Raw genomic sequence first — 12,306 nt, 5'->3', positions numbered from 1 at the left:
TATTAATAAAAAATATCGGAATAAAATAATGTAGTTATTAGTGATATAGCAGTTGAAGAAATTACATCGTAATTAATAAAGTATTTTTCCTTTTTTTAACCTCAACATATTCTGAGATTCCATTAGCTTAACGGTCCTAATTACTGTTTCTACGCACATCCCTGTTAAACCTGCCAATTGTTGGCGTGTTAAATCTATTTTAAATGAAAAAGGAATTGCTGCATCTAAAGTCTCATTCTTTAAATAATCTAGTAATCCTTTTAATCGAATAATTGGACTATTAATCGAATTATTTTGCATTAATAAAAATCTATGATATAACTCTCCAGACATAAATAAACTAAGGTCTTTGTATAAGTAGGGATAGAAATTTAATAGCTCTAAAAATTTTGTTTTACTTAATTTTAAAAGAACTGTTTCTTCTAAAACCTCCGCATTCATAGGATAAAAATTGTCTAAAAATAATAAACACTCTCCTATACTCTGTCCAGGCAATATAATATTCTGAATAGATTCTTTTCCTTCTTCGTTATAATGATTGAGTTTAACTTTTCCAACTACAATCTGATAATAGAAAAATGGACTCATACCTTCATTAAAAATGATATCTCCACTTTTATAGAACATTCTTTCAGCTCCATACTGATATAATAATTTCTCGTCAATTAACATAGCTTGTTTTTTTAGTTTGTTTTTATTTGGTCTGTTACATTTGGTATTTGGTATTTTAAGTCAAAGTAATTTAGCTCAACAAACATACCATAAGCGACAATAAAATGTTAAAAACATTAGTAATTAAACTTTTACTTAAATAAAAAGATCTCTTATTAATATTTTCAGAAATAAAAAATAAAAATAAGAGACCTGATAGAGAACTAATCTTCTTCCTCAGCTTCAAAATTAATTGAAGTCTCAGCAATATCGGTTAGGTTATAATCCGTTTCTTCCTCTTCAAATAATGTTTTTTCAAGTAGATTAGCTATTTTATCATGTTTCATTGTTAGTGCTAATTGAACTAGACCTCCATAAGTCGCAATTTCATAATGTTCAATTTTTTGGGCTGCAATAATTAAAGCTGCATCACGTGTCATTGTACCTTCTTTAGTAGATTTTATAATTTCTTCTGCTTCTTTTATTAAACCTTTAATAGCTTCACATTCCTTTTTTTCTGCTTTTTCATCTAATAATGTAAAAACCTTCTCTAAACGACTAATATGTTTTTTCGTTTGTAATTGATGATCTTCAAAAGCATCTTGTAACTCTTCTGTTGTAGCTGATTTTTGCATTTTATCTAAACCATCAACCAGTGCATGCTCTGCGTAGTAAATATCTTTTAATGCAGCTAAAAAAAACTTATGTAGTTCAGACTTTTTCATGTTCGTATCTACATTTTCTTTTGGCATTTCTGTTGTAACAGTTGTGCTTGAATCTTTCTTTACCATAATTTTACTTTTTTTAGAATAAAATTGCCTCTTCTTGTAGAAGAGGCAATACAAAACAATTAACCATTTCTTCTACCTCCGAATCCTGAACGGCTCGAATTTGAAGATTGGTTACGTCGGTTTGATGAATTACCTCCTCCATGAGATGCTTTTCCTCCCATACGCGCTATACGTATACGTTCAGCTTTACTCAATGAAGCAAAACCTCTTTTTGAAGAGCCTGTTCCACTTCCTGAATTTCTGCTATTCCCGCTTCTCGATGCATTACTGCGAGAATTAGAGCTAGAATTAGAAGAAGATCTTCTGTTATTTGATTGTGATGATGAAGAGCGACCTCCACGACCAGAAGAACGATCATCAGAAGAAACAAATCGCCCTCTATTGTCTCTTTCTGGCATGTTTCTTCTATTGTTTCCTCTTCTATTGTCCTGATAATCGCTTTCATCATAATCATAATCAACGTCATAATTGTCGTCGTCATCATAATCATCGTCGCCGTAGTTATCCTCGTTATAACCACTTGCAAAATTGTCATATTCGTCTTCATAATCAGAAAAATCATCATCATAGTCTTCGTCCTGAGATGCGTCGTTAAAACCATGATCATAACCCAACTGATAGATTTCTTCTAACGTAGACTTTGCATTATGGGAATTGTTGTGTGAATTGCTTTGCGAATTGTGATTGTTTGAATTACTCCTTTTCATAATTGTAGTTTTGTAATTTATCTCATAAATGGACTAGTATTTACTTACGCTATAAATTGGATTAAACTTTTATCGAAATACTAATTAGATTTCTTTGTTTAGCTAAATTATCAAGATAAGCATGCCTTGTTTATGATTAAGATCATAAACACTCTTAAACATTTAAAGCTCTTAAAATTAATGTATTAAAGTACACTAACATTTGCTTGTTAGTATACTTTTAGAATAATAAATAAATGTAATAAGTAAAGTGAAAATAAGTTTTATTTAATTTTTCTTCTTTCTATTAAGAATCAATTGAAAAAAAATTAGTCGATTGGCAGTTTTAAATATACTGGTTAATCGACTAATTAAAGTAACACTACTTTACTCTCTATTCTCTCTGTTCTTTTTATTTCTTTTCTTTTTTCTAAGCCAAAAGAAAAGAAAAAACCATCCACCTATAAGTAAGAGTATATAGGCAAAAATATGTAAGCTAGATAAAAAGAACTCTTCAAATTGTGGAAACATAACGATTAGTTTTAACTGTTATAAGTATTCTATATCTAATAGAGTCTTTAGCTCTAAACCATCATTCAATTAATCTACTTTTAAGATTAATAATTGAATTGCTTTGCTTTATTAAAATTTATAAAGCAATTTGTCTGACATACACAGGTGAAGGTTGTTAATTAAGTAGAGATTATTTTTTATAAAATTATAAACGAACGCTTCGTTATGATTAAGAATATTCAATAAACATACCATATACGGTATAAATGTGTTAAATACAACACAATTAAGAATTCTTATTTACTTCTACTCAATAAAAAAATAGTAGAAACTATGCACAAGCTTCCTATCCAATCTATGATTTGAAAAGGAATATTTAACCAAGTAACAGATAAAACTACAGCAACAAGTGGTTCAACAGAAGCTACTAAACTTGCTTTCTGTGGACCAATTATTTTTGTTGCAGTTAAATAGGAATAAAAGGCTACTAATGTCGCTAAAAAGACAATAAAAATTATTGATAGGAGACTTTCTAAATCCCATTTCCCTTCTATTTGCCAAGGAGCTTTTACAAAACTAAATACTATTCCTCCTATCAGCATTGCCCAACCTACAATAGCTGTTGAATTATATTTTATTAATAATTCTTTTGCTTGTAGGGAATATATTGCCAGTGTAACAGCTGAAGCTAATCCTAAAAATAATGCTAAAGGACTTATAGAAAGACTATTTAATTTTCCGTGAGTTACGAGTAAGAATGTTCCTAAAACAGCTAAAACAATAGCTAGAATTTCTATTTTTTTTGGTAATGTTTTATATTTTATGGCTAAATAAATTGCAATAAGAATTGGACCTATAAATTGTAAAACGGTTGCTGTAGCAGCATTAGAATGTTTTATTGCGGCAAAATAAGTATACTGTACTCCTAGCATTCCAACAATACTAAATACGATTAATTGAACGCTATCTTTTTTATTCGTCCATATTTTAAAAAGATCATTTTTTCTATACTTTGCAAATAACAAAAGGCAAATACCAGAAATCAATAAACGTATTGTTATCAACCATTCAACATTTATTTCTTTTTCTTCGAAAAGAAACTGACCTAATGTTCCAGATATTCCCCATAATGTAGCTGCTAGTATTCCTAAAATAATTCCTTTTTTCATTTAACTCTGATCTTAATTTTATTATATAGCACGCAAAATTATATCAGTTATAGTTGTCTTTTTTATTAAATTTGGATATCATTATGCAATTTTGTTTCGTGTTATGCTTGATATTTTAGATTATAAAATTTTAGATATTCTACAAAAAGATAATTTAACTTCACAACGAGATATTGGTGAAGCAATTGGTCTTTCTGCTCCTGCTGTACAAAGACGTATAAAAAAATTACGTGAAGATGGAATTATTGAAAAAGATGTTTCTGTTATAAATAGAGATAAACTAGGTAATAAGGTTACTATATTGGTAGAGTTATTTCTTGAATGTGAGAAAATAGAACAGATTGATGCCCTAAAAGAACAATTTTCTTTAGTTCCTGAAATTCAACAATATTTTTATGTCACTGGTGAATCAGATTTTTTCTTAGTAATAGTTGTTCCAACGATGAAAGATTATGAAATACTTTCTCGAGAACTATTTTTTAGCAATAAAAACATTAAACGATTTCGTACAGTTGTAGCAATGAGCGTTGATAAAAATAGTTTAGAAATCCCATTGAATTTCAACTTTCTTAATCAATAAAGTGTTATCAATCTAATAATTCTCCTTTTTTAATACGAGAACAAAATTCAGTACCTAAATAAAGAGGATTACCATGTTTTTCTGACCAAAACCCATCTAGAATATCTTTATTAATACAACGATAAACAGCAACACCTTTGTAAATTTTATTGTCTCCAGTTTCGTAATTGAAATTAATCACTAAGATTTGATCTTTATAAAAACCTGTTCCATTTTGTACGGTATCGCCAATTACCCATTGCGCAATGATACGATTGTTCTCATCAAGAGATAAAGTAAGAATACCGTGATAGGTATCGTTTGTTTCGTCTTGATTAGTCCCTTCAATAAAATAATCTCCTATTAAATCTTGTATAGTCATGTGTGTTGTGCGTTGAGTAAATTTATAAAATTTGAAAACTTGTTTAATGAAGATGAATTAGCAAATCAACAAAAGTCGATATTCGTCCTTATTTTCTTTTGGAGCTCTATGTACACAAGGTAAAACCTCTTGGTCTGGATGATCTACAGCTAATCGCCAAAGGTGACCTAATCCTAAATTTACAGATTGTGCATTTGGTTTTGGTTGATAATGTAAATCAAAGTAATTATCTTTTAAAAAATTCTCAAAGTCATCTTCTGTACCTTCATGTAGTTTTTTCAGCGCTGCTCTAACTTCTGGAATTAATATTTTTTGTTCAACCTCATCATTTGGAATAATATCACTCGAAGCGCCATAATATGTACATAAAAACGTATCTGTTCCAATAGGTGAACGATCCACATGAAATGAATAAACATCCGTAGAAATAAAATCAAACTCATCGTCACGGTCATACGCCTTTAATAGATTGAGAGTTGGCATAGCTCCAAAAGCAGTTAAATTAACCAAATCATCTATAATGATTTCTCTTGCTCTATTTCCTTTATCGGATAAATTTAATTGTTTTAAATCTTCAATAGAAATTTCAGTAATATTCTCTTTTAATTGTAGTTGAGAGACTATTTCTTTAAAATCTCCTTCTAAGTTTCTTTGCCAACATAATGCATTTATTTCTCCATGAAAATGTTTTGTGATTAGCTCCGAAAAAGAAGAAACAGTTGCAACTTGTTTATGTGCTGAAAATAGATTTTCCATTGTCTAAAGATAGCATAAGATAAATAAAAAGCTGTTCTTTTCAGAACAGCTTTTTTTGATTATTTAAGTGTAAACTTAATTTTAGTTTTTATATTATCAGAAGAATTTCCAATTAAAGCTTCAAAATCTCCTGGTTCTGCAACCCAAGCATGTTTATCAGCATCAAAATAACTTAATGCAGCTTTATCTACTGTAATTTTAACTTCTTTTTCTTCTCCTGGTTTTAAGTAAACTTTCTCAAAACCTTTTAATTCTTTTGTTGGACGAAGAACAGACGATTTTACATCTGTAATATAAAGTTGAGCAACTTCGGCTCCTGCAACGTTACCAACATTTTTCACAGTAAATGTAAATGTGATTTTATCGTTTTGACTAATTGTTGTTTTATCAGCCTTTACTTTACCAAACTCAAATGTTGTATAGCTTAATCCATGTCCAAAACTGAAAAGAGGTTTAATCTTTTTAGTATCATGCCAACGGTAACCAACTAAGATTCCTTCGTTGTATGTAATGTTAATCGGATTTTGTTGATCTTTACCTTTTCCGGCTGCTAACTCTTCTTTATTCCCAGGATATTCTCCTAATTGATGAGCAGAGTTATCTTCTAATTTAACTGGGAATGTAAATGGTAATTTTCCAGATGGATTTGCATCTCCAGCTAATACAGATGCTAAAGAGTTTCCTGCTTCAGATCCTAAATACCATGTTTGTACAATACTTGGTACATCTTTTATCCAAGGCATTGCAACTGCATTACCAGATACTAAACTTACAACAAGATTTTTATTTGCTTTTGCAAGTTCTTGTATTAACTTGTCTTGATTATATGGTAAGTTATAACTTTTTCTATCATTACCTTCAGAATCCTGAAAATCCGCTTTGTTTAATCCTCCAACAAAAATAACAACATCAGCAGATTTTGCTAAAGCAATTGCCTCGTTAAAAAGTTCTTTTTCTGAACGCTTATCTTCTAAATTTTGACCAGATTTTACACCATTATATTCTCCTCCTGGATCTCCAACATAACCTCTCGCATATTTTACTTCAGTTTGTTTTCCGAAACGAGATTTAATTCCGTCAAGAGGTAAAGTTTCATATTTTGCTTTTAATGAAGAAGAACCTCCACCAACAGTCATCATCTTAATGGCATTCTCTCCAATAACAGCAATAGATTTTACTTTATTTGCATCTATTGGAAGAATATTATTATCATTTTTAAGTAAAACAATTCCCTCCTCACCTATTTGTTTTGCAACAGCTATATGTTCTTCAGATGCTACACTACCAAAAGGTTTATTTTTGTTCATTGTTGTTTTGTAAGCCAAACGTAAAATACGTGTAACTTTATCATCTAATTCTTTTGTTCCTACTTTTCCAGATTTAATTAAATCTAAGTATGGTTTTGCTAAATAATAATTATCATATGCATTGCTTGTACCTGCTGAAAGACCATTTGTCCAGCTTCCGAATTCCATATCAAGACCATTTTTAATAGCCTGCTCGGTATTATTTACAGCTCCCCAATCAGATACAACAACTCCTTTATATCCCCATTCTCCTTTTAGAATGTCATTTAAAAGGTATTGATTTTGACTAGCATATTGGTCTTTGTATTTGTCATAAGCACCCATAATCGTCCAAGAATCTCCTTCTGTTACTGCTGCCTTAAAAGGTGGAAGATAGATTTCATACAACGCTCTGTCATCTAATTTAACATTACTTGTATGACGAAACATTTCTTGGTTATTTAACGCATAGTGTTTTACACTTGTTGCTACTCCATTAGACTGTACACCTTTAATATAAGGAACTACCATGATAGATGTTAAATAAGGATCTTCTCCCATGTATTCGAAGTTTCTACCATTAAGTGGAGTTCTGTAAATATTTACTCCAGGTCCTAATAAAACATCTTTTTTACGGTATCTTGCCTCTTCTCCAATTGCTTTTCCGTAATTCCAAGACATTTGTTTGTTCCAAGTTGCAGATAAAGCTGTTAATGCTGGATAAGCAATAATAGAATCATTTGTCCATCCTGCTTGATCCCATTCGTCCCATTGCACCTCTGCTCTTACTCCATGTGGTCCATCTGTTGTCCAAAATTCTGGAATACCTAATCTTGGAACACCTGCAGAACTAAATTTAGATTGTGCATGTAACATTCTCACTTTTTCCTCAACAGTCATTCGAGATAGAGCGTCTTTAATACGATCTTCGACTGGCTTAGATTCGTCCAAATAGATTGGAGTTGTTTTAGTTTGTGCTATTAAAGCTGTATGTGTAAAGTTTAATAAACCTAGAAAGATAATTTTCTTTAGCATATAAATTGTATTGTAGTTTTCACAAATATAAAAAAAACTTGCTTTTTAACCCTATGTGAAAAATCAAGTTTAATGTTATATTGTAAGCAAAATCATACATCTTTTTAGATAAAGAGTCTGTTCTAAAAAAACGATAACATTTTCAACTATTCAGTTTACAATTTCAACTCCTATTTGTTAAACATAATATAGCAAAACACACGTATTTTTGAATTATCAATTAATTATTTACTTTATTGACAAATATTATATCTCATTTAGAAAATAAATTTTTTCCGCATATTACTTTTGCCTGCAATTAATCGTAATAGAAATGTCAACACAAAACAATTCCGCAGTCAATAATAATAAAAATGTATGGATCATTATTACAATCGCTTCATTAGGCTATTTTGTAGATATCTATGATTTAATTATTTTTTCGATTGTAAGAATTACTTCTTTCCATGATATTGGCGTGCCATTAGATGAAATGAGAACTAAAGGGGAATTTGTTCTTAATATGCAAATGGGAGGTTTATTAATTGGTGGATTAATTTGGGGAATTATTGGTGATAAGATGGGACGAATGAAAGTCTTATTTGGTTCTATCTTAATGTATTCTTTGGCCAATATTGCCAATGGTTTTGTGAATGATGTTACAACTTACGGAATAATTCGTTTTATAGCTGGAATTGGTTTAGCAGGAGAATTAGGCGCAGGAATAACGCTTGTATCGGAAACCATGCATAAATCTAAACGTGGATATGGAACAATGTTAGTTGCTTCTATCGGTGTCTTGGGTGCATTATTAGCGTATTATGTATCAAGTGAATACAATTGGCGAATTGCCTATTTTGTTGGTGGAGGAATGGGTCTTTTACTATTACTTTTACGTTTTGGATCTTTGGAGTCTGGTCTTTTTAAGAAAGAAGAAAATACAAACGTTAAAAAAGGAGATGTAACCATGCTATTCTCTAATAAAGAGCGTTTAAAAAGATATCTTAATTGTTTGTGTATTGGATTACCTATTTGGTTTGTGGTTGGAGTTTTAGTTACACAAGCACCAGAAATAGGTAAAGCACTTGGAGCTGAGGTAGAATTAAATGCTGGTAAAGGTGTAATGTTTACTTACATTGGTATTTCTTTGGGAGATGTTTTAGCAGGTTTATTTGCTCAGGTTTTTAAATCTCGTAAAAAAGTTGTTTTTATTTGTCAAGTTATTATCATCATTAGTTCTACGTGGTATCTTAGTTCTACAGGAATTACAGAAACTAAATTTCTTTGGTTGGCTTTTTTCATGGGACTTGGTGTTGGTTATTGGGCAACTTTCGTTACAATATCTGCCGAACAATTTGGGACAAATCTACGTGCTACTGTAGCAACAACAGCGCCTAACTTTGTTCGTGGAGCATTAATTCCTTCTACAATTTTATATGGATATATTGTAGATCAATTCGGAATTATTACTGCTGCTTTTGTTATGATCTTTTTATTATCTGGAATTGCAATATATTCTCTCACTCAATTAAAGGAGAGTTTTGATAAAGATTTAAATTACATTGAAGAATAAATCCTGATTAAAAATCAACTCCTTTTATTGTAGCATGATGTTCTATTGGGAAACTACAAGAATTGGCTATAAAACAAAGTTGATTAGCCTTTATATGAAGCGATTTTGCTAATTCGGATTGATTAATATCTGCAATTGTAACAACTGGATTTAAAATAACTTTTACAATTTTACCGCTTCCATCTTCATTTACTTCAAGAAAGGCTTCAGAATTATCTGTATAAGCAACAACTTCTATATTATGCTGTGTACAACAGTATAAATAAGACATCATATGGCAAGATGTTACACTACTCAATAATAAATCTTCTGGATTATATAAACTTGGATCTCCTTTAAAAGCTTTTGCAGCAGAAACATCTAAAATTGGTTTTCCTTCAATACTTAATTGATGATTTCTACTGCATTTTTTTGAAGCATTAGTAGAATCCATCTTCCAATCTAATCCTACTTTAAAAAGATGTTTAAAGACCATTTTTATTTCAAAATTAACCAAATACTTTATATAACAAGAATAATTATTTTTAAACAATACTTGTTTTTATTAATATTATTTTTAACTTTATTAAATATTAGTTTAATTTTATTTAAAAATGAATAAAAAATTACCTGTTTTATGTCCAAGTTGTACAGAAGAACTTTCTGTAGAAAAATTAATCTGTAACAGTTGTGAAACGCAAGTTGTAGGAAATTACAAACTCCCTTTATTCTTGAAATTATCTGCGGAAGAGCAAGATTTTATTATGCAATTTTTTCTAAGTTCTGGTAGCTTAAAAGATATGGCAAAACAATTAGATGTAAGTTATCCTACAATGAGAAATAAAGTTGATGACTTAATTAGCAAAATAAATTTAATGAAAGATGAATAAAGTGTTTTAATAAAATTAAAGTCAAACTTAATTTTATTTATTTCATATCACTCAAAAATTAATAACGACACTTATATTAATTGACAATCACTATTAACACTTTAAAAAATGATGAAAAAATTACTTAATCCTCTCGCCTATTATAATGCAAAAACTCTACTATTTATCGGCATTATAACGCATCTACTTTTCTGTTATATTGCTTATGTTACTCATTCATTCTTTCCAGATTTTTTGAGTATTAAAAAATCAACTATCGATTTTAAGTTTATTGATATTCTATATCAAAATACAAGAAGCATAGCTATTGCAATTCTTGTTCTTTTCGCTGTAGGAAAGTTCATCAATTCTAGGACAAGAATTATAGATATTGTAAATGTTGTTTTAATTTCTCGTATTGCTTATTACATGGTTTTTGTAACAGATTTTATTCCTATCATCAATAAAAAAATAGAACATTTAACAGAAGGTGTTGCCTCTAATAACCTAAGTGTATTACAAGATGCCTCTACAATGACAGTTATTGTTATTGTAGCATTTATTGCTATAGCATTCATTGCTTTAATGTTTTATTACTTATACATCAGTTTCAAAACGGTTACCAATCTCAAAACATTACCTCAAGTTTTTGCTTTTATAGCAGCTATTTTATTCATTATAATCTCTACTTCAATTTTATCACTAATAATTCCACAAACAATATGAAAAAAATTATGTTAAGCACATTGTGCATGTTATCTCTAACATCTTTTGCACAAGAGGTAAATAAAAAATCTTTAGATAGTTTATTTACACATCTTAATCAACAAAAAATTGGCGCAGGAAGTGTCTCTATTTTCAAAAATGGAAAAGAAGTATATGCGAATAGTTATGGAAACAGAGATTACGAAAATAGTTTAATCAACAACACAGAAACAAAGTTTAGAATAGGTTCTATTTCAAAAACATTTACAGCAACATTAATCTTAAAATTAATTGAGGAAAACAAATTATCGTTAGATACTAAATTATCTAAATTCTATCCAAAAGTTTTAAATTCAGATAAGATTACTATAAAAGACTTATTGCAGCATACTAGTGGTATTCATAATATTACAGATGATGTTGATTATGATAGTTGGTTATCTACAGATTTTACAAAAGAAGAATTATTATCTAAGATTTATAATTTAAAATCAGATTTTGATCCTTCGTCAGAAGAAGGATATTCAAATCCAAATTATATCTTACTATCCTTTATAATAGAAGATGTTACAAAAAAATCTTACAAAGACGCATTACAAAAATATATTACAACACCATTAGGTTTAAAGAACACAAAAGTTGGTGGAAAAATTTTAGATCAAAAAAATGAGGCTAAATCATATCAATACATTAATAATAATTATGTTTTGCAGCCCGAAACTTCTATGTCAATTCCTTTAGGAGCTGGATTTATTGTTTCCACTTCATCAGATCTAAATAAATTTATGTATAGTTTATTAAGTGGAAAAATTCTAAAAGAAAGTACGCTTCAGTTAATGAAAAAAATTAACGAAACTGCTGGCTTAGGATTATTTAAAGATACAGCGGATAGTTCTATTGGCTTTGGGCACACTGGAGGAATAGATGGTTTTTCATCGTACTCTTTTTGCTTTGACAATAACGAATTCTGTTATTCATTCATTAAAAATGTAGACGAATATTCTACATCAGATTTAAAGAATAATTTATTTAATGCCACACACTCAAAAAATATTTCAATTCCAACAAAATCTACTTCTTTTGCTGTTTCTAATGAAGTTTTAAAACAATACACGAACGACTATTCTTCTGTAGAAATTCCTGTTACAGTAAAGTTTTTTATAGAGAATAATAATCTAATGGCACAGGCTACTGGGCAAAGAGCATTTCCTTTATCTGCAACATCTAATACAGAGTTTGAATTTGCTGCAGCCAAAATAAAAATTGTTTTTGAAGAAAATGGAAACAAGATGAATTTAATTCAGAATGGTAAGACATTCAATTTCAATAAAAATTAAAATCCATTGATATAGATCAATTTATATTAAATTTTT

13 protein-coding genes are annotated in these 12,306 nt (G+C 29.5%); 5 read left to right on the top strand and 8 right to left on the bottom strand.

What is annotated here, in order from left to right:
* Positions 1-72 precede the first annotated feature (72 nt).
* The 4 genes from BUA86_RS04255 to BUA86_RS04240 all read right to left on the bottom strand — a co-directional run bounded on the left by BUA86_RS04255 (position 73) and on the right by BUA86_RS04240 (position 3,810).
* Positions 73-672: a Crp/Fnr family transcriptional regulator gene (locus BUA86_RS04255; RefSeq protein WP_072930173.1), complete on the bottom strand. Its 600-nt coding sequence runs from the start codon at positions 670-672 to the stop codon at positions 73-75.
* A 203-nt stretch (positions 673-875) separates the two neighbouring features.
* Positions 876-1,442 (bottom strand): ferritin-like domain-containing protein, encoded by a 567-nt coding sequence (locus BUA86_RS04250; protein ID WP_143147236.1) that lies wholly within the window; start codon positions 1,440-1,442, stop codon positions 876-878.
* A 59-nt stretch (positions 1,443-1,501) separates the two neighbouring features.
* Positions 1,502-2,149, bottom strand: coding sequence for a KGG domain-containing protein (locus tag BUA86_RS04245; protein ID WP_072930171.1), 648 nt, complete (start codon positions 2,147-2,149; stop codon positions 1,502-1,504).
* A 788-nt stretch (positions 2,150-2,937) separates the two neighbouring features.
* Positions 2,938-3,810, bottom strand: coding sequence for a DMT family transporter (locus tag BUA86_RS04240; protein ID WP_072930168.1), 873 nt, complete (start codon positions 3,808-3,810; stop codon positions 2,938-2,940).
* 103 nt (positions 3,811-3,913) lie between these two features.
* Here BUA86_RS04240 and BUA86_RS04235 point away from each other — a divergent pair, with 103 nt between their 5' ends.
* Entirely contained in the window at positions 3,914-4,390 is a 477-nt protein-coding gene (locus BUA86_RS04235) for an Lrp/AsnC family transcriptional regulator (protein ID WP_072930166.1), read from the top strand.
* A gap of 7 nt (positions 4,391-4,397) precedes the next feature.
* Here BUA86_RS04235 and BUA86_RS04230 read toward each other — a convergent pair whose 3' ends face one another.
* The 3 genes from BUA86_RS04230 to BUA86_RS04220 are packed head-to-tail and all read right to left on the bottom strand — an operon-like array spanning position 4,398 to position 7,828.
* Positions 4,398-4,751 carry a hypothetical protein gene (locus tag BUA86_RS04230; RefSeq protein ID WP_072930165.1) on the bottom strand — a complete coding sequence of 118 codons (354 nt, stop codon included), beginning with the start codon at positions 4,749-4,751 and terminating at the stop codon, positions 4,398-4,400.
* A gap of 57 nt (positions 4,752-4,808) precedes the next feature.
* Entirely contained in the window at positions 4,809-5,507 is a 699-nt protein-coding gene (locus BUA86_RS04225) for a DUF1826 domain-containing protein (protein WP_072930163.1), read from the bottom strand.
* A gap of 59 nt (positions 5,508-5,566) precedes the next feature.
* A complete protein-coding gene (locus BUA86_RS04220; RefSeq protein WP_072930161.1) occupies positions 5,567-7,828 on the bottom strand; it encodes a glycoside hydrolase family 3 C-terminal domain-containing protein in 2,262 nt (753 codons plus the stop codon).
* A gap of 313 nt (positions 7,829-8,141) precedes the next feature.
* Here BUA86_RS04220 and BUA86_RS04215 point away from each other — a divergent pair, with 313 nt between their 5' ends.
* Positions 8,142-9,380: an MFS transporter gene (locus BUA86_RS04215; protein WP_072930159.1), complete on the top strand. Its 1,239-nt coding sequence runs from the start codon at positions 8,142-8,144 to the stop codon at positions 9,378-9,380.
* Positions 9,381-9,387: 7 nt separating this feature from the next.
* Here BUA86_RS04215 and BUA86_RS04210 read toward each other — a convergent pair whose 3' ends face one another.
* The gene (locus BUA86_RS04210) at positions 9,388-9,855 is read right to left on the bottom strand and encodes an OsmC family protein (RefSeq protein WP_072930157.1); all 468 of its coding nucleotides are present in this window, start codon (positions 9,853-9,855) and stop codon (positions 9,388-9,390) included.
* 118 nt (positions 9,856-9,973) lie between these two features.
* On the opposite strand from BUA86_RS04210, the gene BUA86_RS04205 reads away from it, so the two are divergent.
* From BUA86_RS04205 to BUA86_RS04195, 3 genes are all read left to right on the top strand, one after another.
* Positions 9,974-10,249 (top strand): DUF2089 family protein, encoded by a 276-nt coding sequence (locus tag BUA86_RS04205; RefSeq protein ID WP_072930145.1) that lies wholly within the window; start codon positions 9,974-9,976, stop codon positions 10,247-10,249.
* 108 nt (positions 10,250-10,357) lie between these two features.
* Positions 10,358-10,954, top strand: coding sequence for a hypothetical protein (locus BUA86_RS04200; protein WP_143147235.1), 597 nt, complete (start codon positions 10,358-10,360; stop codon positions 10,952-10,954).
* The gene (locus BUA86_RS04195) at positions 10,951-12,270 is read left to right on the top strand and encodes a serine hydrolase domain-containing protein (RefSeq protein WP_072930141.1); all 1,320 of its coding nucleotides are present in this window, start codon (positions 10,951-10,953) and stop codon (positions 12,268-12,270) included. Before BUA86_RS04200 ends, BUA86_RS04195 begins: the two co-directional genes overlap by 4 nt.
* Positions 12,271-12,306 lie beyond the last annotated feature (36 nt).

Origin of the sequence: Chishuiella changwenlii (genome assembly GCF_900142565.1) — a bacterium.
GTDB lineage: Bacteria > Bacteroidota > Bacteroidia > Flavobacteriales > Weeksellaceae > Empedobacter > Empedobacter changwenlii.
The sequence above is the reverse complement of the archived record's forward strand: the minus strand, read 5'-3'. Positions and strand labels throughout refer to the sequence as shown.